Here is a 22,292-nt window from a genome sequence, read left to right as displayed (position 1 = left end):
ATGATGGATCAGACACTCCTCTCTTTTGTCTTTGATTGTGAGCGGACCGCCCATAAAAATAATGCCCCGAAAAGGAAAATGCCTGCGGTAACATAAAAGACAGCTGGAATTCCGTAATGACTCGCCACAATACCGCCTATGACGGGTCCGACGACATTTCCAAGAAAGCGGAAGCTGACATTGTAACCAAGCACTTCCCCTTGCATAGAGGCAGGCGCTTTGATGCGAATATAGGCCGTCGTACAAGGAATGATGCCGCCTAGTGCCATCCCGTATAAGAAACGGAAGATCACTAACATCCCGTAGGAATCTGCCATCGCTTGCGGGATAAATAAAATGGAGGAGAGGATGAGAAGGGCAAGCAGCACCTTATCGTGACCAATACGATCTCCAAGGTCTCCCCATTTCCGTGTAAATAGCAAATTGCCAAGCCCGGTTGCAGAAAACGCCAGTCCTGCATAAAAGGCAAGGTTGACTGGGCCGTGTAAATCATGAATGTACAAGGCTAAAAGCGGCTGAATACTAAAGTTCCCGACTTGCGTAATAAATGTGAGCAGCATGGTGACGACAAGTAAAGGCTGTTTGAAAATATGGACAAGGACATCCTTCCGTGAGTAAGAAACCCGTTTTGCTTCTTTTGAACGGATCGGCTGTTCTTTCACACCGAAGATAATGACAATCGCTGACACATATATGACAGCAGCTGTTAAGAAAAATGTATAAATGAATCCGACACTGTCTGCCATAAATCCACCCATTAATGGACCGAATAACCCTCCGGCGACATTACTCATCTGCATCGTACCAAGGGTCTTACCGGCTGTTGCCTTTTCGGTCTGTGCAGAAATCAGTGCCATCGAAGTCGAAATAAAGCCTGTCACAAGCCCCATGAAAAGCCTTAACGCAAATAGTTGATAAACGGTTTGAACAAGCCCCATTAATAAAATGCTTGTTGCAATCCCAATACCGTTAATGAGCAAAATCTTTTTATAGCCATGCCGGTCACCAATCCGTCCCCAAATTGGAGAAATGAGAAAGGCTGTTAAAAACGTAACCCCAAAGACATAGCCGCTCCATCTTTGAACAAATTCATTCGAATAACTGCTATCAAGAGACTCTATGTAAAGTGATAAAAAAGGGACGATCATTGTAATGCTGGCAGATACAAAAAAGTTCACAAACCACATGATGTACAAGTTTTTCTTCCTGTTTGTGATAAAGACCACCTTCTTTATTTATTTCGTGTTCCTTAATAATTATAAAGGAAAATAAACGATCTTTCATCTGATGAATAGGTTGGGCATAGTGAATCTGCATTATTTTCACGAAAATGAAGTGATTTCAAAGTCCGTCTTAATATAATAGTAGCAGGATGGAAAACAGACGAGAAAGTGGGGTGAGACTGATGGAACAGAAGACGCTGCTTGTGGTCGATTTTGAATTTACGATGCCTGATGGGAAATATCATCCGCAAAATTTTTTCCCGGAAATCATTGAAGCCGGTGTCGTCAAAGCATCAAATGAAACGATCATAGACACATTCTCAAGCTATGTCAAACCGAAAAAGTTCCCAAAGCTGACAAAGCGCTGTAAATCGTTCCTTGGCATTACGCAGCAGGATGTAGAAAGCGGGATTTCTTTTGAGACGTTTATCGAGAAGCTCGTGTCACTCGATGGGGGAGAAGACTGTGAGATTATCACATGGGGAAATATGGACATGAAGGTACTGAAGCAAAACTGTATGCTCAATCATATTGGTTTTCCTTTTAAGGGGAATCAAAGGGATCTGGCTTTTGAATATAAAACCTTTTTTGGGGATAGAACACTCACAGGACTTCGGAAAGCAGCTAAGGAGTACGGCAGTGAAGGAGCTGGTAAGCATCATAAAGCACTTGATGATGCCATGACCACTTATCAGCTGTTCACCCTTTTTGAAAAAGATCGATCCTATGTGGAAAATCCGCAAACAACCAAAATTGGTGAACTCATTGACTTCTCTCACTTTTTTGATTCGGCAGATTAGCGGGCGTCTTCTGGAAAATAATCTTTTTCAAGAGAAGAGAGGCACACTCTTGATTTTTCAGCCCACTTGGAATCATCCGCACTGAGCCCTTTTTTCAATTTGTCTACGGCGTCTTTCAGTGATACTTGATAATCAGGTATGTCGCCATCATAAGGCTTGACCATATGATGAGGGATGTTCGTCTGTTCCCTAAAGGCCAAAGCCCGTCTTTCCTGAAAAAAAGGTACGTCCGCTTCTTTTGGATGATGCAGGTCACCTTGAGTAGGGTGTGTTAAAACCGCTTTTACTTGAACGAGATAAGTAGATGGTTTAATGGCTGTCACTTCCCCAACGTAAACACCTGTTTTGTAAAAACCTTTCACGATTTGTCCAATCTGAATGTCTGTCATATGAAATTCCTCCATTTCCTTCGCATAAGAAGGTATTTCCTTTCTTTTAGCCAATATAGTGAAGTAAACGAGCAAAAGGGGGAAGAGCGGAACATGTCGTTCATCATATTCTTTCTACTGTATTTTCCTGAAGATAAAAGGGAGTATATCCCTGCGGCAATCACGACGGTGCTTTTCTTTGCTGCTGCATTTATTTGCTTTCGTCTGATCGTTCGTGCTTCTAAGAAGCAGGAGCAGATCGATGAAAAAAGGACAAAAAAAATGGATTGATCATTTTCTTCTTGTATCTTCAGGAAACTTCACGGTGACTGTTGTACCAGACTGCAATGAGCTTTTGAAACGAATCGTTCCATGATGATTTTCAATGATGGAAAATGTCACTGTCAACCCAAGCCCTGTTCCTTTATTTTTCAATGTGTAATAGGGTTCACCAAGCTTTTTCATTTGGCTTTCTGACATGCCTACACCGTTATCAACGAAATAAAGGCAGATTCGATGATTTTCTTTTGAAGCAAACAGTTCGATTTTACCTTCGTGTTCGGGCGCTGCTTCGATTGCATTTTTGATTAAATTAATCATGACTTGTTTGATTTTCGTTTCATCACCTTGGATGTATAAGTCTGGTTCAATCGATTGATGAATCGTGACCGACTTAAAATTCGCATAGGATGTCATCAGCGATGCACATTCTTCAAGTAATTTAGATAAATTGAGAGACTCAATTTGATAATAATTTTGTTTCGCAATATCAAGATAGCTCGTAATAATATCCTGCGCACGGTCAAGTTCAGATAAAACGAGATTTTTATAATCTTTATTGGTTGACGGCTCTTTCGTATTGTCACTTGAAAAGAGCAGTTGGATAAATCCTCTCACCACCGTCAGTGGATTGCGGACTTCATGGGCGACACTTGCTGCCAGTTCACTCACAATCGTCAGTTTCTCTGATTGGACAAGCTGTGTTCTCATTTGCGCATTCTCTTTCACAAACTCAATGGAATAAATACTCAGCACAAGGAAGAATATGTAGTAAAGAGTTGAGAAAAATAATTCGAGCAGCTTTTGTTGCATAATGAATGCAGGGCTGTACTCTATTAAGCTGACCACAAGCAGTCCAATGTAAATAAACATCCCTTTTAATAACGCAATCATGACTCCGTATAACAGCTTTCTCTGCTTAGAATATTGGCGCCATTTCCGGTAAAGCAGGAAAGGAATGAAAAAGTAAATCGGTACAACAATCAATCCAACCCATAAAAAAGAGCCATACATCACGAACTTTACGGTTGAACTTACTAAGATAGCGACGATTCCGGCGGTATATCCCCCGTATAAAATAGCCAGTACAAGGGGAATCGATTGAAGCCCAGTCTGCAAATCTAAAATCGAACCAACTGGATACATAATACATAGTGCTGATGAAATGGATGCAAATATGGTGATGAGCAGTTTATTCGTTTTAGGGAAATGAGCAGGGGTCCGGCTTAGCCATAGTGCATGATATAAAAAGATTGGAAATAGAATAAAAGATACATGGAGCAGAAAATCCTTGAACATTTCCATTTAAATGCTCTCCTCGTAAATAATTGTAATTCCTCTCATTATATCATTTCATGTACAAAGTAGATATGATAATAGGAGGGTTTTTTTCTTTAAAAAGAACACCCGTTAGGATGTTCTTTTGATAGAAATGGTTTTATTCGGAAGATTGAGTGAATGCTTGATGAAGGCGCTTCAGACCTTCTTTCACTGTTCCGGCAGGACAGCCCAGATTCATTCGAATAAAGCCGTCTCCTTCGTACCCATATACGTTTCCGAGCTCTAGTATGACCTTGCCCTTTTTCAGCAGATTACGTTTCAATTCTGCTTGAGTGAGCTCATAATCACGAATATCCAGCCATAATAGATAAGAAGCATCTGGTTTCATATAACGCATGCTCGGCAGATATTCATCAATATAATCCATTGCGATCTTCATATTATTTTCGAGATAAAGAACAAGTGAATCAAGCCACTCATCTCCGTGGCGATAGGCCGCCTCCATGGCAGGAATCGCAAAGGCATTCAGTTTAGACAATCCATTTCTTTGCACTTCATTGGTGAAAAGAGTTCTTTTTTCTTCATCAGAAATGATAATGGCAGATGCCTGAAGACCAGCTAAATTAAATGTTTTACTCGGTGCAATACACGTTACCGTGATGTTAGCTATCTCATCAGAAAGGCTGGCAAAAGGCACATGCGGCTGCCCGTAAAGCATCAGATCGGAATGAATTTCATCTGACACGACGGTGACACCGTACTGTACACATAAATCTCCTACACGCTTTAATTCCTCTTTTGACCAAGCTCTCCCTGAAGGATTATGCGGATGACAAAGAAACATCAGCTTTGCTTCTGGCCTGCTTAATTTCTTCTCTAAATCATCAAAATCCATCATGTAACGGTTGTTTTCTATTTTTAAAGGGTTGGTTGAGACGATACGTCCGTTTCTTTCAATCATTTGATAGAAGGGCGTATACACCGGTGACTGAATGACCACTTCATCATTCGGAGCTGTAAAGGCTTGTACCGCAAAACTAAGTGCTGTCACGATACCTGGTGTGAAGGTGACGGCATCTGTTTTTATCGTCCAACCGTGTCTTCTTTTGACCCAGTCAGCTACTGCTTGCTGCGTATCCTGATCCTGAAATGCATAGCCGAATACGCCGTGATCTAATCGTTCTTTTAAAGCATCAAGTACGACTTGGGGCGCTTTAAAATCCATATCTGCTACCCACATTGGCAGCGCATCTGTTGTCAGGAACAAAGACTCTGCTTGATCCCATTTGACTGATTTTGAACCTTTACGTATGATCTGTTCGTCGAAATTCATGAAACCCACCTCTAGCCGTTTTTCAACCATTCTTGGTTGTGCTAAAATAAACATCACAAAATTTATTATAAGCGGTGATCCCCATGAAAGATAGTCAAGCTGTAGAAGAGATGATTCAAATCATTAAGGCATGGGACCCTTTTCAGTATGGAGAGGACTTTTACGAAACGGAGCCTGCTGACGTCATCAGTGCCTTATACGACGCAGAAGACCCGTTATCTTTCGCGAAAGACATTCAAGCCATTTACCATCACTCATTTGATCAGCTTCTTCCGATGGAAAGCTGCCAGCATATCGCAAATCAGCTTTTTATCATAAGAGAAAGTAGCTCCTGCTCGTTTTAAGACAGGCTGAAATGACCAATTTGATCAGACACAAAGACCGGATTTTCCTCAGGGATGAGGTGCCCGGTTTTTTTTAATGCGTGAAAGGTTGAATGCGGCAGATCTTTGTGCAGTCTTTCGCCAATTTGAATAGGAACGATCCGGTCTTCCTCCCCCCAAATCAGCAGGACAGGTGTCTCCATTTTCTTTAAGACATCTGACGCTAAATCGCCTTCCCTATGCCGAATCAAACGAAAAATACCTCTGAAAATTTGGTCATCTGAAAAAGGCTTTAAATATCCGTCTACCATCTCTTGATCAATAATCGAATGATCATGCACAACAGCGGTTAAATTTTTCATAATACCTTGCTTGAACAACTTTCTTTTTAAATAGAGATAAAAATAAGGAATATATGTGCTGTAAACAAGCGACTTTTTGGACTTATTCATATACCCTGAACTGCATAAAAGAACAGCTTTTTCAAATAGGTCGGGACGCTCAGAGGCAGCATATAAAGCAATTTGTCCCCCCATGGAATGCCCCACGAGGATCGCATGCTGAATCTGCAAATAACCAGCTAGTTCAATGATGATTTTTGCCATGTTGCGATAGCTGTAAATGAACGTATTTGATTTTTCGGACTGCCCGAATGGAGGCAGATCAATCGCAATTAAATTGAAGTCTTGTTTCAGAAGCGGGATGAGCTTTCGATAGCTGAAGGTAGATGAGAAAAGACCGTGAATCAAAATCAATGTCTTCTTACCTTCATTTGGATAGTGTTCGTAATAGATATCTAAACCGAATTTACTTTTCATATAGGATGGCTGTACAATGTCCACACTCATCAACTCCGATATTTGATACTCACTCTCTGTTAGGTGACTGTATTGTACCCTAAAAAGTGGATTTTAAGCTACGATTAGAATCTTTTCCCTGCTTAGCATAATGGGAAAAACGTGCTATAATGTTCAGAAGATTTTTTAAAACTAGCTTTTTACAATCAGAGGTGTGAAATCAATGAAACTAACCGAAAAAGAAACTGAAATATTAGAGATTTTAGATGAAAACAGCCGCGCCGATTTAAATACAATTGCAAAAATGGCAGGTGTGACATCAGAAGAAGCAGAAGCCATTATTCAAAAGCTCGAAGATCAAAAAGTCATTATTGATTATTCGACCATGATTGACTGGCGAAAAGTAGACGGACACGAAGGCGTTACAGCGATGATTGATGTGAAAGTGACCCCAAAAAGAGGCGTCGGTTTTGATGAAATTGCTGAACGCATTTACAGGTTCCAAGAAGTGGAGTCCGTGTATTTAATGTCAGGCGTGTATGATTTATCTGTTGTGATCAGAGGAAGATCCATGTCTGATATCGCCCGCTTCGTATCTGAAAAATTATCGACACTTGATTCTGTTGTTTCAACCACTACCCACTTTATTTTGAAAAGATATAAGCATGATGGGAAAGTCTTTGAAACAGGGGACGATGACAAAAGAATCGTGGTGTCTCCTTAAATGAAAAAGTCTTATTTATCTGAAACGGTACAAAGCATTCAGCCGTCAGGTATTCGGAAATTCTTTGATTTGGCAGCCACAATGGAAGGGGTTATCTCCCTCGGCGTCGGCGAACCGGATTTCGTGACAGCTTGGAATGTGAGAGAAGCCAGTATTATGTCTTTAGAGCAAGGACTGACCTCTTATACAGCAAATGCTGGGCTGCTCTCTTTGCGAAAAGAATTGAGTCATTATTTATATAAGCGGTTTCACATTGAGTACAGTCCTGAAGAAGAACTCATTATTACCGTTGGCGGCAGCCAGGCGCTTGATTTGGCCTTTCGCGCCATTTTAAACAGCGGGGACGAAGTGATCATCCCTGAGCCTTGTTTCGTCGCATATGGGGCTCTGACGACACTTGCGGGCGGTGTACCGGTTTATTTAAGTACATCGGCTGAAAAAGATTTTAAAGCCGATTCTGCTGATCTTCGTACGAAGCTGACGCCGAAAACAAAAGCCATCTTGCTATGCTCTCCATCAAACCCAACAGGGTCTGTTTACTCGAAAGAAGAGCTTGAAGATATTGCTCAGTTTGCAAAGGAGCATGATCTTTTAATCATCACAGATGAGATTTATGCAGAGCTGACGTACGATGAAGCTTTTACGAGCGTAGCGGCGATTCAAGATATGAAGGAAAGAACGATTTTGATTTCAGGTTTTTCAAAAGGGTTCGCTATGACGGGGTGGCGCCTAGGATATGTGGCAGCACCGCCAGTCCTCCGTGATGCCATGCTGAAAATACATCAATATTCTATGATGTGTGCACCAGCTATGGCACAATATGCCGCAGAAGAAGCATTAAAAAATGGACTTGAAGATGTGGAGAAAATGAAGAAAAGCTACAGAAGGCGCCGTAATTTGTTTGTCGGCTCTCTCAATGAACTTGGACTCACTTGCCACCAGCCAAACGGAGCGTTTTACGCTTTCCCGTCCATTAAAAGCACAGGCATGACGTCAGAACAATTTGCCGAGGAGCTGCTGCTTAGCGAGAAAGTAGCGGTTGTCCCTGGAAATGTATTCGGTCCAAGTGGTGAAGGACATATTCGCTGTTCATATGCATCATCACTCGATCACTTGCAGGAATCACTTTCAAGAATCCAGCGTTTTTTGCAGAATAGACAAGTGCAAGAAGAGGCACCTGCTATCTTAAAATAAAAAAAGGCATCAATCCATCTGGACTCATGCCTCTCAAATTAGGGGGGGAATACTAGAAAGCATTCTTGTTTTCAGGTATTCCCCCTTTTGAACGGATCTAAACCCAATTAAAAAATATTTTGCGTAAAAGAGCGTTCTGTGATATAGTTTTTAATTGCGTATAAACGAATATTAAAACATTTATTTAGGAGTTGTTATCATGGCGACAAAGTTTGAAGTAGGCAGTGTTTACACTGGTAAAGTAACAGGATTACAAGCGTATGGTGCGTTTGTTGCATTAGATGAAGAAACTCAAGGACTTGTGCACATTTCTGAAGTAACTCACGGTTTTGTAAAAGACATCAACGAGCACCTTTCAATTGGTGACGAAGTACAAGTGAAAGTTCTTTCTGTTGATGAAAATGCTGGTAAAATCAGCCTTTCTATCCGTGCAACGCAAGAAGCACCTGAAAGAAAAGAAAGCAAACCAAAGAAACAAAGACCACAGCAAGTGAAAGAAGAAGCTGCTGCACCACAAGGTTTCAATACACTGAAAGATAAACTTGAAGAGTGGATTGAGCAATCTAACCGTAAAGACCTTATCAAGAAATAAAAAAAGCACCGCTTCAAACGGTGCCTTAGGCTGCCTCATAGGCAGTCTTTTTTTATGTCTTTTTCATTAGCGGACCTCTGGATTTGGCTCGTCACGGCGGACAGCTTCTTCACTAGGTTTGAACAACAGACCAAGATTGACAAGACCTGCAATTCCAACAAGACCATAAATAATACGTGATAATGCAGCACCTTGACCGCCAAAGATCGCTGCTACTAAGTCAAATTGAAAAAAGCCGATTAGTCCCCAGTTAATAGCACCGATAATCGTGAGCACGAGGGCAATACGCTGAATAGCACTCATCGTGATTCCTCCTTTCGCTACAGTATCAATACATTTATATTTTGCAGATTTTTAGCCAAACTATGCGTAAGAAAATGGATGAAAGCAAATTACTTTACTTTTGGAATGAAAGAGGCGCATAATGTAGCGCGAGGAGGAGATCACATGGATCGATTTACTTATTGGAACCCAACGAAATTAATTTTTGGAAAGGGAGAAGTATCAGCCCTTTCAGATGAACTAAAACACTACGGAAAAAACGTATTGCTTGTATATGGTGGAGGCAGCATTAAACGAAATGGCCTTTATGACCAAGTTGTCAGCATTTTAAAAGAATCAGGAGCTGCAATCACTGAGCTTGCTGGTGTTGAGCCAAACCCGCGCTTAACAACAGTTAGAAAAGGGGTTGAGCTTTGCAAAGAGAACCAAATTGATTTTATTTTGGCAGTCGGCGGCGGTAGTGTCATTGACGCAACCAAAGCGATCGCAGCTGGTGCGAAATACGATGGAGATGCTTGGGATATCGTCACTCGTAAGCATGTCCCAATGGAAGCCATCCCATTTGGTACAGTATTAACACTTGCCGCGACAGGTTCTGAAATGAACTCTGGCTCCGTCATCACAAACTGGGAAACAAATGAGAAATACGGATGGGGCAGTCCAGCTGTCTTCCCTAAATTCTCTATTCTTGACCCAGTCAATACATTTACTGTGCCAAAAAACCATACGATTTATGGCATGGTCGACATGATGTCTCACGTGTTTGAACAATATTTCCATCACACGGAGAATACACCTTACCAAGATCGCATGTGTGAAGGACTTCTTCGTACGGTCATTGAAACAGCACCAAAGCTGATCAATGATTTGGAAAACTATGAGCTTCGTGAAACGATTTTATTCACAGGCACCATTGCACTGAATGGAATGCTTTCAATGGGCGCACGCGGAGACTGGGCATCTCACAATATTGAGCATGCGGTATCCGCGGTGTATGACATCCCTCATGCAGGCGGACTTGCGATCTTGTTCCCGAACTGGATGAAACATGTCATTCAAGAAAACCCAGGTCGCTTCAAGCAATTAGCAGTGCGTGTATTCGATGTAGACCCTGCGGGCAAAACAGACGAAGAAGTTGGCTTAGAAGGAATCGAAAAACTTTCTGCTTTCTGGACAAGTTTAGGAGCACCAAACCGTTTAGCTGACTATGACATCAACGATGAGAAAATTGATCTGATTGCAGACCGTGCAATGGCACGTGGTGAATTTGGCCAATTTAAAAAGCTGAACAAAGAAGATGTTCTAGCTATTCTAAACGCTTCTTTATAATCGAACATGAAAAAGATAGCTGCTTTTAAGCAGTTATCTTTTTTGAGTTCTGCATGTACATATGTTACAGTAGTCTTTCATGTTTTTGGATATATATGTTTTAAGGAGATGTAGAACAGATGGAGAACTTTATTTACTATAATCCAACGAAATTAATGTTTGGAAAAGGACAACTAGACGGACTAAAAAGCGAACTCGCTCGTTATGGAAAGCGAGTGCTTCTTGTATATGGTGGAGGCAGTATTAAGAAAAATGGTCTTTATGATAAGGTCATCAGCGCTTTAAATGAAGCAGAGGCTGACGTATTTGAACTGTCAGGAGTTGAACCGAACCCTCGTCTCACTACAGTGCAAAAAGGGATCGACATTTGCCAAAATGAGAACATTGATTTCTTATTAGCAGTTGGTGGGGGAAGTGTCATCGACTGTACAAAAGCCATTGCAGCTGGAGCTGAATATGACGGGAATGTTTGGGATATTATTTCAAAGAAAACGACCGCTCAAAAAGCACTGCCATTTGGCACAGTATTGACACTTGCAGCGACAGGCTCAGAAATGAACCCGGATTCTGTGATCACGAACTGGGAAACAAATGAAAAATACGTGTGGGGCAGTTCAGTCACGCACCCTGCTTTTTCAATTTTAGATCCTGAGCACACATATTCTGTGCCAGAGAATCAGACGGTGTATGGCATGGTTGATATGATGAGCCATGTATTTGAACAATACTTCCATAATGTCAAAAATACGCCTCTACAAGATCGGATGTGTTTTGCTGTTCTTCAAACAGTCATCGAGACAGCACCAAAGCTACTTGAAGACTTACAAAACTATGAGCACCGTGAAACCATCCTTTATGCAGGAACGATTGCTTTAAATGGCACGCTGCAAATGGGCTATTTTGGAGACTGGGCATCTCATACGATTGAGCATGCAGTATCAGCAGTCTATGACATACCGCATGCAGGTGGACTTGCGATCCTCTTCCCAAACTGGATGCGTCATACACTCGATCATAATGTCGAACGTTTTAAAAACCTCATGTTGAACATGTTTGACATTGAGACAGAAGGAAAATCGGATCGTGACATCGCATTAGAAGGAATCGACAAGCTGTCAGCCTTCTGGACAAGCCTCGGTGCACCGAGTCGTTTAGCGGATTATGATATTGGTGAAGATCAACTGGACAAAATTGCTGACATCGCAGCAAAAGAAATGGAATATGGTGGTTTTGGTAACTTTATGAAACTTGGCCGTGATGACATTTTAGCGATTTTGAAAGCTTCTCTATAATTTGGATGGCCGCTTCTCTTCATGAGGAGCGGCTTTTTGCTGCATCAATGACGATCACTTGATTTCAATAGCTAGTTCCGCTAAAGTGAAAGGGACAGAACTAACGTAATGGAGGGCTTACAAGCGATGACACATATTCAATTTGACTACTCGAAAGCGTTACCTTTCTTTCAAGAACATGAGCTTACATATTTAAAAGATTTTGTGAAGGTGGCCCATCATAATATTCATGAACAAACGGGTACTGGCAGTGATTATTTAGGCTGGGTTGACTTACCGAAGCAATATGATCGCGAAGAATTTGCCCGCATTAAAAAAAGTGCAGAAAAGATTAAGTCTGATTCTGATGTATTACTCGTTGTTGGAATTGGTGGTTCTTATCTTGGCGCACGTGCGGCCATTGAGTTTTTAAACCATTCTTTCTATAATACTTTGCCAAAAGGCAAACGCAAAACACCGCAAATCATCTTTATTGGAAACAACATCAGTTCTTCTTATTTAACAGATGTAATGGATCTGCTAGAAGATGCCGATTTCTCCATTAACGTGATTTCAAAATCTGGTACAACAACAGAGCCAGCCATTGCGTTCCGTATCTTTAAAAAGCTCCTTATCGAAAAATATGGTGCTGAAGAAGCGAAAAAACGCATCTATGCGACAACTGACAAGGCACGCGGGGCACTCAAAACGTTAGCAACTGAAGAAGGCTATGAATCATTTATCATCCCTGATGACGTCGGCGGACGCTATTCCGTCTTAACAGCAGTTGGTCTATTGCCAATCGCTGTAAGCGGTGCAGACATTGATCAAATGATGGAAGGTGCTGCGAAAGCAAGTGAAGACTTCGCTTCATCTGAGCTCTCAGAAAATGCGGCTTATCAATATGCGGTTGTCCGTAATGTTCTTTATAATAAAGGACGGACAATTGAAATGCTGATTAACTATGAGCCAGGCTTACAGTACTTTGCGGAGTGGTGGAAGCAGTTATTCGGCGAAAGTGAAGGGAAAGATGAAAAAGGAATCTATCCTTCATCTGCCAACTTCTCAACGGATCTTCATTCACTTGGTCAATATGTACAAGAAGGAAGAAGAGACTTGTTTGAAACCATCGTGAATGTAGACAAGCCACGACATGAACTTGTCATCGAAGCAGAAGAACAAGACCTTGATGGGTTAAACTATCTTGCAGGAAAAACGGTTGATTTCGTCAATAAAAAAGCATTTGAAGGCACAATGCTTGCTCATACGGATGGAAAAGTACCGAACCTGATTGTGACAATTCCTGAAATGGATGCTTATACATTCGGATATCTCGTGTACTTCTTTGAAAAAGCATGTGCGATGTCTGGGTATTTACTAGGCGTCAATCCATTCGACCAGCCTGGAGTAGAAGCGTATAAAGTGAACATGTTTGCTTTATTAGGAAAACCGGGCTTCGAAGAGAAAAAGGCAGAACTTGAGAGCCGTCTCAAACAATCATAAGAATAAAAGGCACATCTTTGCATAAGGTGTGCCTTTTTTTATGTTCTCATGGTGTCAGTGCAAGCCTCCCTAAGCTCTGTACATAGAATAATCAATGGAGGAGGTTGATGAACCGATGAGAACAAATCATATTTATATCCATGACATTTCCGGGCAGGCCATCGTTAACTTTGGGAATGTTGGGCGGATTTGTCCAATGAGTGCTACGAAAGAAACATCAGGAGCGGGCAGTGCAAACGAGACAAATGCATCATCCAGCCAGGCCTTATTTGATGCTGCTTTTACAAACAATGTGCAAATCACGAAAGGCAAATGTATGAATTCCTCTCTTTAACGAACCCTATACAAAAAGGAGGGTTCTGTATGATTCATGTACCATCTAGGCTAACTGGTGAAAGCTTTTCACTGTACCATTTAGAAGAAAACATGAAGCCGCTCGGATATGTCATTAATGGGAATTGGGATTATGATCATGGATATTTTGATTATAAAATTGACAACCGTGACGGCTATACCTTTCTCAGAGTTCCGTTTACAGCCGAGAAAGGACAGCTGGATCAGCCAGGCGTTGTGGTGAAAATGGGACATCCATTTCTCTTAAAGCATGTCTATCAAGATAAATTAGATGACCATGCGATGGTTGGAAATGTAGGGGCATCTTTTAACCAATTCCAAGAACCGAAAGAGAAAGACGGAGATGTGTCAAAGGCTTATGCCGAAATTGGCTTTTCACTCGTCAAAGAATTAGAAGATGCACTGCTTTAAAAGCTGATCAGCTCATCCTCTGGATGAAGCTCATATCCAAAAGGAGGATTCATCATGGGTCCTTCTTTTTTTTGTACGCCTACAATGATGACATGGTGCTCTAGAAAGTGATGAAGTGCCGTTAAGAATGTCTCTCCAGCTAATGAAGCCGGTACTGGAATGATGGTGATCTGTTTATGGAGGGTCATGTTTCTTTTGATTTTTAACGCCATGAGCTGTTCTTTTAAAAGAAAATGCTCCACCATTAAATGATTCACGGCATCAGAAGTATGGATGACTTGATTGGCTCCAGCCCGCTCAGCATTTTTCACATAGCGATCGGTTAAAATTTCAATTAAACAATATAACGAAGGATTTAATCCTTTTGCCGCAAGCAAGGTTAAGACACTCTGCATATCAGCCGTCACTTCATTTTCATGCTGGTCGGCGGTAATCATCAATGTATCAGCACTCATAATATTTGCTCTGCGAAGTGTGGCATCCTCTGTACCATGGCCTTTAATAAAATGAACATTCTCTAAAAGAGGTCCTTCCTTTAAGGAATCATCAATGAGTACAATCGGCATGGCGGGATCAATGGTTTGAAACGATTGAAGCAGTTTGTTCGTTTTCTCATTCCAGCCGACAATGATGAGATGTCCCTTCCCCTTGAAAGTCACCTTCCCCTCTACATAATGGTGCTGTTTGCTAAATACAGCGGCAGCAAGCGTGGCAAAATAAGCCGTTACAAAGCTTGCCCCGATCAGAATCAGCGCCATACCTGCGATTTGTCCGGGCATGGTTTGCGGCACAAAATCACCATAGCCTACCGTCGCGACTGTAATGAGAGCCCACCAGATCCCATCAAAGATCGTATGATACTGCTTTGGTTCAAGTATGACGATTAATTGTCCAAAAAAGAGAAGCAAGAAACAGATGATGATCGCAATGCGAACATAAAGAGGCCATCTTAGCCAGGCAATGAAGATACGGTTTGATTTCATCGAACTCGTCCTTTCAGGGAAACTGCTAATGTCAGTATGCCCGATTAGGAAACAATTTTTCATCATCGTCATGTATTGAAACAGAACCCATATCTTAAAATAAGAGAGAAGAAGGAGGGAATGCGAATGTCGTTTGTTCAAAAGACCGTACTTCTTTTTATCGGCGCACACTTTTTATCATCTGCGGTGATTTTACTCGTGTTTGATTTAAATGCGGTGAACCATTTCATGAATGATTTCTCGTGGCTTCGTTTTTTTCAAGACCTATATGGAACGGTGACATTTTATACAGCATGCATCGGAATGTTCTTCTTTTTCATTGGTGTAGTGATTCCCCTTAAAAAGACCTAGTGCTTTTTGCTGTACACGTTACATAAAAGTCATTAAAATTGTAAATATATATATAAAATAAAAAGGAAGCTGATGAGCATGCTGTTTTTTTATTTTTTAACATTTGCCGCATTGGGATTGTCTTTTTGGGCACAATTTAAAGTAAAGAATAATTTTGAAAAGTATTCAAAGGTTGAAGCTGCCAGTATGAAAACAGGCGCTGAAACCGCTCGATATATTTTAGATCGCAACGGGTTATACGACGTACCCGTTGAACCGGTAAGAGGAACTTTGACTGATCATTACGACCCGACGCAGCGTGTGGTTCGTTTATCTGAACCAGTGTATTATGGCCATTCCATTTCGGCCATTTCAGTCGCATCACACGAGGTTGGACATGCCTTGCAGCATCAGGAATCCTATGGTGCGCTTGTCTTGAGACATAAGATCTTCCCTGTCGTGAACTTTGCATCTGGTGTTGCCCCGCTTCTTTTCCTAGGTGGATTATTGCTCGGCAGCCTTAACTTAATCGGGCTTGGGATCGTTTTGTTCTCAGCTGCTGTGTTCTTTCAGCTAGTGACATTGCCTGTTGAGTTTAACGCAAGTTCTCGTGCAAAGAATATCATTGTTTCAGAAGGAATCATTAGAAGCAGTGAAGAAAGAGGCGTGAACAAGGTGTTAAATGCCGCAGCTCTTACGTACGTAGCAGCGGCCCTTGTCTCCCTGTTTGAATTGCTCCGTTTTGTAATGATCTTCCTAAATGGCCGTAATGATTAATTGACGCCAGAGGAGGTGAGCCCTTACCCGTGTTAGGTAAGGGTTTTTTTGTATATTTTAAACGTATTTTTAGTCCTATTACTCATTGCTGCGACAGCATTTTTTGTTGTCACTGAATTTGCGATTGTGAAAATTAGAGGCTCAAAAATCAATCAGCTGATTGAAAGCGGTGATAAGAGAGCCATTCATGTTCAGAAACTGACAACCAACCTTGATGAATATTTATCTGCCTGTCAGCTTGGCATTACCATCACGGCATTAGGCTTAGGGTGGTTAGGGGAGCCGACAGTGGAACATTTCCTGCATCCGCTTTTTGAAAAGGCAGGGCTTCATTCCGCTTTGACAGACATCATATCGTTTATCATTGCCTTTGTGATCATTACGTTTTTGCATGTTGTCGTTGGGGAACTTGCTCCCAAAACGATTGCCATTCAAAAGGCAGAAGCCGTCAGTCTTGTGACGGCAAAACCTCTTATTTTTTTCTATAAAGTCATGTATCCGTTTATTAAAGCATTAAATGGGGCTGCACGAGGCATTGTGAAATTATTTGGTTTTCATTCTGTCAAAGAACATGAAGTGGCGATTAGTGAGGAAGAATTGCGTCTCATTCTGTCTGAAAGCTACGAGAAGGGCGAGATCAACCAATCTGAATACAAATATGTCAATAAAATATTTGAATTTGATAACCGAGTGGCGAGAGAGATCATGATCCCGCGCACAGAAATCTCAGCCATTGAAATTGAACAGAGCCTGGAAGACGTGACGCATTATATGCTGAACGAAAGGTATACACGTTATCCTGTCATTAAAGAAGACAAAGATCATGTCATTGGTGTGATCAATAGCAAAGACGTATTTAAAGCAAGTTTTCTCAATCAAGAGGTGTCCATTGAAGACTTAATGCGCCCTGTTATTCGAGTCATTGAAAGTACACCGGTTCAAGAACTGCTGATTTTGATGCAAAAGGAACGGATTCATATGTCGGTGCTTGTAGATGAATACGGCGGAACAGCAGGTCTCGTCACAGTTGAAGACATATTAGAAGAAATTGTGGGCGAGATTCGAGATGAATATGATCAAGATGAGACCCCTCATATTGTGAAAAAAGGTGACTTTCATTATGTGATGGATGGGAAAGCCTTGATCGATGAAGTAAATGATTTATTGGATTTAGCGATTGAAAATGATGATGTTGATACAATTGCAGGGTGGATGATGACGCATAAAATTGATTTTGACATTGGAGATATCATTGAAGCAGAAGGCTGTGAATTTAAAATTGTCGATGCAGAAGATCATCATATTCGAACCATAGAAGTAAAAAAGGTTCACTTTTCCTAAAAACCTCCGAGCTATTGACGAGGTTTTTTTGCTTGGTAAACTTTATGTAAGAAGATTTGTTTCTGCCAACCGGCAGTGATTGATTTCACATAAAAAGGGTATGGTTTTATAGACATGATCAAAAGGAGCCAGTGAAATGAAAAAAATCAACGTACAAACAGACAAACACGATGACATGATAGACATTACCCATGAAGTTCAGCAATATGTCCGGGAAACTGGGATTCAAAACGGAACGGTTATGGTCTATTGTCCACATACGACGGCTGGAATCACCATTAATGAAAATGCCGACCCAGACGTCAAACGAGATATGCTGCGCCGGCTTGATGAAGTCTTTCCGTGGGAACATTCAAAAGATCGTCATATGGAAGGCAATACAGCAGCGCATATGAAAGCCAGTTATATGGGAGCATCTCAGCACGTTCTTGTCCATCATGGTGATCTTGTGCTTGGAACGTGGCAGGGAATCTATTTTTGTGAGTTTGACGGACCGAGACATCGTCACTTTTATGTACAGGTGTCATCTAACGAGTAAGGGCGGGGGAGAAGATGGGAGAATTCACAGCGTTACTTCAAATTGAACATGGCATCATTCAAGCACCAATGGCAGGAGGAGCGGTGACGCCGCAGCTTGTCGCCGCTGTTTCACAATATGGCGGTCTCGGCAGTTTAGCAAGTGGTTATGTACAGCCTGAAAAGATGAGGCAGCAAATCAGACAGGTCAAACAGCTGACATCTCGTCCATTTCAAGTGAATGTGTTTGTCCCTGAACCCATTTCAGAAACGAAAACAGAAGATGTATCATTTTGGAGAGATCGGCTGCCTGTCATACCAGAAGCACAGATGATCCCTAGCGAGGAAGAATTATGGAAGGACTATGAACAAAAAATCAACATTCTTCAAGAAGAAGAAGTCCCAGCTGTGTCGTTTACATTTGCCTGTCCAAACGAACAAACAATTCATCACCTGAAACAAAAGGGGATCTTTCTCATTGGAACAGCTACAACAAAAGAAGAAGCACTGCTTTTAGAAGAAAAAGGAATGGATGCCATTGTTCTGCAAGGAAGCGAAGCAGGAGGGCACCGAGGCACCTTTTTACATTCAAAGGGAGATGCTCTGCAGGGACTTTTCTGCCTGATCAGTGATGTCAGGTCTGTCTGTCATATCCCATTGATTGCCGCTGGAGGTATCACAGACAGGACCACTATGAAAGCAGCACTAGCACTTGGAGCAGATGCGGTTCAAATAGGGACACGATTTTTAGCGAGTCAAGAAAGTGCTGCGGCAGATGTGTACAAAAAGGCGCTGTTACAGGCAGAAGGCAGTGAAACAGCGATGACACGGCTTTTCTCTGGAAAAAAAGCCAGAGGTATTGTCAATCAGTGGATGGAGGAAGAAAGACGAAATGAAGACCGGGTTCTTCCCTATCCTATACAGCATGTATGGACAACACCGATGCGAAAAGTGGCAGCTGCTGCAGGAAACCGAGAACAAATGGCTCTTTGGGCAGGTCAGGGGGTTGGCCGCATTCTCTCGATTTTAACCGTTGAAGAGATCATGCATGAACTCACGCAGATATAATTTGATGATGGGTGGTGTGACAGGATGGAAATCTTAAAACATTCATATCGGAAAAAAGGACAAATTGAATTTCTATTTGATGATTTTCCGCACTCCCCTGCCGTCCTTACCCCCATTCGTCATTACTATTTCGTCCGTTATGTGAAATGGAATCAGCACGACCCTCCAGTCACAAGAAACGACCTAGAAGAAATGGAAATCCTAGCAAACACAATGCTTGGCACGCTCCACGATTACCGCAAACGCAAGGCATACAAAGGCCCCTTGTCATAACCTATAGACAAGAGGCCTTTTTTAGCTGCCAAACATTTGCCTCAGATAAATAACATCCATCCTAGTAGTCTGCGGCAGTAAATAAGCGGACTGAACCGCCCCTGGCCGTCTTCTGGCATTTAATTTATCGATAATCTCTGCAGCTGTTAAGATCCCAAGCCCATGCCCATAATATTGATCTTCCCCTAAGTAAATCACATTTTCTCCGCGCCATTGAGACTGTTGATAGCTAAACTCTGGATTCTCGAAATATAGGCAATCCCCATAAATAAAATCATTTCCGCGCTCTGTATAAATGGATAATGTATCATAGTGCCAGTCATACAGCGTTAAACTTCTAAGTCTTCGATTGAACTTCTCGTCTCCTACCGTTTGCAGGACTCCCATATAAAACACAATGACAATCGCTGTGGCACATTCAAAGGCATATTTTGAGCCATTTTCAAAGATGTCTTTAATCCCCGTAGATGGCTCGACTTGATAGCGCAGTTCTAACGCTCCGGCCTCTGATACACGCCAATAGGCGTCATTCGCACGGGACCTTTGAAAGATAGCAAATGAGGCACCGCTCTTGTTCAAATCTCTTGCCGCATTCATGATATTCGATCGTAAAGTCACCTCAAATAACAAATCAGATGCCTGCCTATAACGGAACGTATCATTTGAGGCTTGTAATTGCATCAAAATGATCCGCTTTTGTCCTTCTAGCTGAAACGATGCCAGCTGCTCATTTGTCACTGGCTGTCCTGAAAGGATAATCATATGAAAAGCGCCCCCTTTTGTATTAGCGTATGCGGGATGCTTGGGCAAGGAATCAATTTGTGAAAATAAACAAAAAAGCATCCTTTTTATTTGAAAAACATGAAAATAATATGAAGCTGTCCGATATAAAACATAACGTTTAAAAGGAGGAAAAACATGAAAAGTATCATAAAATGGTTGAAAAAACCATCGATTTCTAAAAGGCTGATTATTTCATTCACACTTGTTCTCGTCTTGCCTATCATTACACTCAGTACGATTTCATATCAGATTGCCAAAGAAGAATTAGATCATGAAATCATGTACGGAGCCAACGCAAGAGTCAATGAACTGAATGACATGATCGAGCAAAAGCTTTTGAATAAGGAGAACGCAGTCAAACTGTTTACCGAAACATCCAGTGCTGCAGACTTTAAAAAGAAAAACCAGGACGAACTGTATGAGCATTTTGAGATATACAGTAAAATCAATGAAGATGATGTGGTTGGGTTTTATGCAGCAAGTAAAAATCGTGACTTTATTCAGTATCCTAAAGTGGATATGCCAAAGGACTATGACCCAACAACTCGTGACTGGTACAAAGCGGCGATGCAGGACGAGACAGGTGAACCTGTGGTCACCAATCCATACGTCTCAGCCACAACAGACAGCATGGTTGTCACAATTGCCCAACGCTTGAAGGACGGGTCTGGAGCAATAGGAATCGACATTGAAGTTCAAGACATTGTCGATAAAATCAAAGACATTAAAATTGGACGAGAAGGATATCCAATTATTGCAAATAAAAACAAACAGATTGTCGCTCATCCAGAAGAAAAATCAGGATCTGCAGTGACTGAAAATATTTCATCAATCCTTTACAGCGGCAAAGAAGGAACATCAACTTATGAGAATAAAGGAGAGCAAAAACGTCTCGTTTTTGTCACAAATGATTTAACAGGTTGGAAAATTGCTGGAACGATGTTTGTATCAGAAACAGAAGAAGCAGCACAGCCAGTTTGGAATTCTGCCATTATTCTTTTAATTTCTTCTTTTATCCTTGGCGGTATTGCGATCTTCTTTATCGTTCGCTCCATCACAATTGGGCTTAGAAGGCTTGTTGATTTCTCAGAAAAGGTGAGTGAAGGGGATCTAACGGAAACCCTTGAAACCAAATCGAAGGATGAAATAGGAGACCTCACAAGAAGCTTTAGTAAGATGAGTGAATCTTTGCGTGAAGTTATCCGAGCGGTCCAGCAATCTGTCGACAATGTGGCTTCAGCTTCAGAAGAGCTGACTGCTAGTGCCAGCCAAACGAGTCAGGCAACAGAGCATATCACCATGTCGATTGAACAATTCTCAAATGGGAATGAAGCACAAAATGAGAAAGTCGAATCTAGCACGAATCAGCTTGTCGCAATGAATGAAGGATTACAAGGTATGTCACAAACTTCATCAGAAGTGACTGCTGTCTCCATTCAATCGACAGAAGCGGCTGGACAAGGCGGACGTATCGTTGAAAGCACAGCGAATCAAATGAAACATATCGACACATCTGTACAAGAAGCCGAACAAGTCATGAAAGAATTAGAATACAAATCTAAAGATATTACGAGCATTTTAAATGTCATTAATGGCATCGCAGATCAAACGAATTTACTTGCACTCAATGCAGCCATAGAAGCAGCAAGAGCAGGTGAATCAGGGCGCGGTTTCTCTGTCGTAGCAGAGGAAGTCAGAAAACTAGCGGTCCAATCTGCAGATTCAGCGAAAGAAATTGAAAAGCTGATCCAAGAAATTGTGTTGGAAATTTCCAAATCTCAAGAGATGTTCAAAGCTGTTAACCGAGAAGTAAATGCAGGACTTGGGATGACAGAAGAAGCAAAAGAAAGCTTCCAAAACATCTATGAGGCGGCAGAAGGTATGTCGAAAAAGCTCACTCAATTAAATGATACAGCGGTTGACCTATCAAGCGGATCAAAACTTGTGTCACAAGCTATGCAGGAGATGCGTCAAGTTTCAAGAGAAAGTGCGGCGAACATTCAAGATATTGCGGCATCTGCTGAAGAACAATTGGCATCTATGGAAGAAATTTCGTCCTCTTCTGTCACACTTGCCAATATGGCTGAGGAACTAAAAGAGCTGACAAGTCAATTTAAAATTGATTAAAAAACGATGAAAAAATATCCAGAATTGTCT

26 protein-coding genes and 1 pseudogene are annotated in these 22,292 nt (G+C 41.5%); 19 read left to right on the top strand and 8 right to left on the bottom strand.

Annotated elements, in window-relative coordinates:
* Positions 1-8: 8 nt before the first annotated feature.
* Entirely contained in the window at positions 9-1,187 is a 1,179-nt protein-coding gene (locus ACSBQP_RS09260) for an MFS transporter (protein WP_220482436.1), read from the bottom strand.
* 218 nt (positions 1,188-1,405) lie between these two features.
* Here ACSBQP_RS09260 and kapD point away from each other — a divergent pair, with 218 nt between their 5' ends.
* The gene (gene kapD, locus ACSBQP_RS09255) at positions 1,406-2,023 is read left to right on the top strand and encodes a 3'-5' exonuclease KapD (RefSeq protein WP_025207898.1); all 618 of its coding nucleotides are present in this window, start codon (positions 1,406-1,408) and stop codon (positions 2,021-2,023) included.
* Here the strand turns inward: kapD and ACSBQP_RS09250 are convergent.
* On the bottom strand, positions 2,020-2,412 hold the full coding sequence (locus tag ACSBQP_RS09250) for a kinase-associated lipoprotein B (protein ID WP_346395587.1): 393 nt from the start codon (positions 2,410-2,412) through the stop codon (positions 2,020-2,022). The two genes, kapD and ACSBQP_RS09250, sit on opposite strands and share 4 nt — an antisense overlap.
* Positions 2,413-2,505: 93 nt before the next feature.
* On the opposite strand from ACSBQP_RS09250, the gene ACSBQP_RS09245 reads away from it, so the two are divergent.
* Positions 2,506-2,682, top strand: a complete 177-nt coding sequence (locus ACSBQP_RS09245; RefSeq protein ID WP_008345810.1) for a hypothetical protein — start codon at positions 2,506-2,508, stop codon at positions 2,680-2,682.
* On the opposite strand, the gene ACSBQP_RS09240 is transcribed toward ACSBQP_RS09245, so the two are convergent.
* On the bottom strand, positions 2,683-3,975 hold the full coding sequence (locus ACSBQP_RS09240; protein WP_035389243.1) for a sensor histidine kinase: 1,293 nt from the start codon (positions 3,973-3,975) through the stop codon (positions 2,683-2,685).
* Between the two features lie 133 nt (positions 3,976-4,108).
* Positions 4,109-5,284: a MalY/PatB family protein gene (locus ACSBQP_RS09235; protein ID WP_435028351.1), complete on the bottom strand. Its 1,176-nt coding sequence runs from the start codon at positions 5,282-5,284 to the stop codon at positions 4,109-4,111.
* An 83-nt stretch (positions 5,285-5,367) separates the two neighbouring features.
* On the opposite strand from ACSBQP_RS09235, the gene ACSBQP_RS09230 reads away from it, so the two are divergent.
* Positions 5,368-5,628, top strand: a complete 261-nt coding sequence (locus ACSBQP_RS09230; protein ID WP_025207895.1) for a DUF1871 family protein — start codon at positions 5,368-5,370, stop codon at positions 5,626-5,628.
* Here the strand turns inward: ACSBQP_RS09230 and ACSBQP_RS09225 are convergent.
* A complete protein-coding gene (locus ACSBQP_RS09225; protein ID WP_017358960.1) occupies positions 5,625-6,449 on the bottom strand; it encodes an alpha/beta fold hydrolase in 825 nt (274 codons plus the stop codon). The two genes, ACSBQP_RS09230 and ACSBQP_RS09225, sit on opposite strands and share 4 nt — an antisense overlap.
* A gap of 178 nt (positions 6,450-6,627) precedes the next feature.
* Between ACSBQP_RS09225 and ACSBQP_RS09220 the strand changes: the two genes are divergently transcribed.
* The 3 genes from ACSBQP_RS09220 (at position 6,628) to yugI (ending at position 8,914) form a co-directional block, all read left to right on the top strand.
* Positions 6,628-7,128, top strand: coding sequence for an Lrp/AsnC family transcriptional regulator (locus ACSBQP_RS09220; RefSeq protein ID WP_007500517.1), 501 nt, complete (start codon positions 6,628-6,630; stop codon positions 7,126-7,128).
* A complete protein-coding gene (locus ACSBQP_RS09215; RefSeq protein ID WP_008345797.1) occupies positions 7,129-8,322 on the top strand; it encodes an aminotransferase in 1,194 nt (397 codons plus the stop codon). It begins immediately after the preceding gene.
* Positions 8,323-8,521: 199 nt separating this feature from the next.
* A complete protein-coding gene (yugI, locus tag ACSBQP_RS09210; RefSeq protein ID WP_008345795.1) occupies positions 8,522-8,914 on the top strand; it encodes a S1 domain-containing post-transcriptional regulator GSP13 in 393 nt (130 codons plus the stop codon).
* A 66-nt stretch (positions 8,915-8,980) separates the two neighbouring features.
* On the opposite strand, the gene ACSBQP_RS09205 is transcribed toward yugI, so the two are convergent.
* The gene (locus tag ACSBQP_RS09205; protein WP_008345792.1) at positions 8,981-9,217 is read right to left on the bottom strand and encodes a DUF378 domain-containing protein; all 237 of its coding nucleotides are present in this window, start codon (positions 9,215-9,217) and stop codon (positions 8,981-8,983) included.
* 144 nt (positions 9,218-9,361) lie between these two features.
* Here ACSBQP_RS09205 and ACSBQP_RS09200 point away from each other — a divergent pair, with 144 nt between their 5' ends.
* From ACSBQP_RS09200 to ACSBQP_RS09180, 5 genes are all read left to right on the top strand, one after another.
* Positions 9,362-10,525 (top strand): iron-containing alcohol dehydrogenase, encoded by a 1,164-nt coding sequence (locus ACSBQP_RS09200; protein ID WP_017358962.1) that lies wholly within the window; start codon positions 9,362-9,364, stop codon positions 10,523-10,525.
* A gap of 119 nt (positions 10,526-10,644) precedes the next feature.
* On the top strand, positions 10,645-11,817 hold the full coding sequence (locus ACSBQP_RS09195) for an iron-containing alcohol dehydrogenase (protein WP_008345787.1): 1,173 nt from the start codon (positions 10,645-10,647) through the stop codon (positions 11,815-11,817).
* Positions 11,818-11,943: 126 nt separating this feature from the next.
* Positions 11,944-13,299, top strand: a complete 1,356-nt coding sequence (locus tag ACSBQP_RS09190) for a glucose-6-phosphate isomerase (RefSeq protein WP_017358963.1) — start codon at positions 11,944-11,946, stop codon at positions 13,297-13,299.
* Positions 13,300-13,414: 115 nt separating this feature from the next.
* Positions 13,415-13,633 carry a spore germination protein gene (locus ACSBQP_RS09185; RefSeq protein WP_008345782.1) on the top strand — a complete coding sequence of 73 codons (219 nt, stop codon included), beginning with the start codon at positions 13,415-13,417 and terminating at the stop codon, positions 13,631-13,633.
* A gap of 29 nt (positions 13,634-13,662) precedes the next feature.
* The gene (locus ACSBQP_RS09180) at positions 13,663-14,064 is read left to right on the top strand and encodes a YugN-like family protein (protein ID WP_008345780.1); all 402 of its coding nucleotides are present in this window, start codon (positions 13,663-13,665) and stop codon (positions 14,062-14,064) included.
* Here ACSBQP_RS09180 and ACSBQP_RS09175 read toward each other — a convergent pair.
* Positions 14,061-15,047 (bottom strand): potassium channel family protein, encoded by a 987-nt coding sequence (locus ACSBQP_RS09175; protein WP_060832595.1) that lies wholly within the window; start codon positions 15,045-15,047, stop codon positions 14,061-14,063. The two genes, ACSBQP_RS09180 and ACSBQP_RS09175, sit on opposite strands and share 4 nt — an antisense overlap.
* Positions 15,048-15,173: 126 nt before the next feature.
* Here ACSBQP_RS09175 and ACSBQP_RS09170 point away from each other — a divergent pair, with 126 nt between their 5' ends.
* The 6 genes from ACSBQP_RS09170 to ACSBQP_RS09145 all read left to right on the top strand — a co-directional run bounded on the left by ACSBQP_RS09170 (position 15,174) and on the right by ACSBQP_RS09145 (position 19,352).
* Entirely contained in the window at positions 15,174-15,398 is a 225-nt protein-coding gene (locus ACSBQP_RS09170) for a hypothetical protein (RefSeq protein WP_008345775.1), read from the top strand.
* 81 nt (positions 15,399-15,479) lie between these two features.
* Positions 15,480-16,154, top strand: a complete 675-nt coding sequence (locus ACSBQP_RS09165) for a zinc metallopeptidase (RefSeq protein WP_024719711.1) — start codon at positions 15,480-15,482, stop codon at positions 16,152-16,154.
* A gap of 48 nt (positions 16,155-16,202) precedes the next feature.
* The gene (locus tag ACSBQP_RS09160; protein ID WP_007500537.1) at positions 16,203-17,495 is read left to right on the top strand and encodes a hemolysin family protein; all 1,293 of its coding nucleotides are present in this window, start codon (positions 16,203-16,205) and stop codon (positions 17,493-17,495) included.
* A 136-nt stretch (positions 17,496-17,631) separates the two neighbouring features.
* Positions 17,632-18,033, top strand: a complete 402-nt coding sequence (locus ACSBQP_RS09155) for a secondary thiamine-phosphate synthase enzyme YjbQ (RefSeq protein WP_025207889.1) — start codon at positions 17,632-17,634, stop codon at positions 18,031-18,033.
* A 14-nt stretch (positions 18,034-18,047) separates the two neighbouring features.
* Entirely contained in the window at positions 18,048-19,079 is a 1,032-nt protein-coding gene (locus tag ACSBQP_RS09150; protein ID WP_435028350.1) for a nitronate monooxygenase, read from the top strand.
* Between the two features lie 24 nt (positions 19,080-19,103).
* A complete protein-coding gene (locus tag ACSBQP_RS09145; protein WP_017358966.1) occupies positions 19,104-19,352 on the top strand; it encodes a hypothetical protein in 249 nt (82 codons plus the stop codon).
* Positions 19,353-19,373: 21 nt separating this feature from the next.
* Here ACSBQP_RS09145 and ACSBQP_RS09140 read toward each other — a convergent pair whose 3' ends face one another.
* A complete protein-coding gene (locus tag ACSBQP_RS09140; RefSeq protein WP_008345763.1) occupies positions 19,374-20,114 on the bottom strand; it encodes a protein-glutamine gamma-glutamyltransferase in 741 nt (246 codons plus the stop codon).
* 156 nt (positions 20,115-20,270) lie between these two features.
* Here ACSBQP_RS09140 and ACSBQP_RS09135 point away from each other — a divergent pair.
* Positions 20,271-21,320: pseudogene (locus ACSBQP_RS09135) on the top strand (cache domain-containing protein); the annotation flags it as partial.
* Positions 21,312-22,262, top strand: a complete 951-nt coding sequence (locus tag ACSBQP_RS09130; RefSeq protein WP_370529240.1) for a methyl-accepting chemotaxis protein — start codon at positions 21,312-21,314, stop codon at positions 22,260-22,262. The pseudogene ACSBQP_RS09135 and the gene ACSBQP_RS09130, both read left to right, overlap by 9 nt.
* The last annotated feature ends 30 nt before the right edge of the window (positions 22,263-22,292 follow it).

The organism is Bacillus sp. G402 (assembly GCF_051172515.1).
GTDB classification, from domain to species: domain Bacteria; phylum Bacillota; class Bacilli; order Bacillales; family Bacillaceae; genus Bacillus; species Bacillus altitudinis.
Note: the sequence above shows the minus strand (reverse complement) of the source record. Positions and strands in the feature narration are given on the sequence as shown.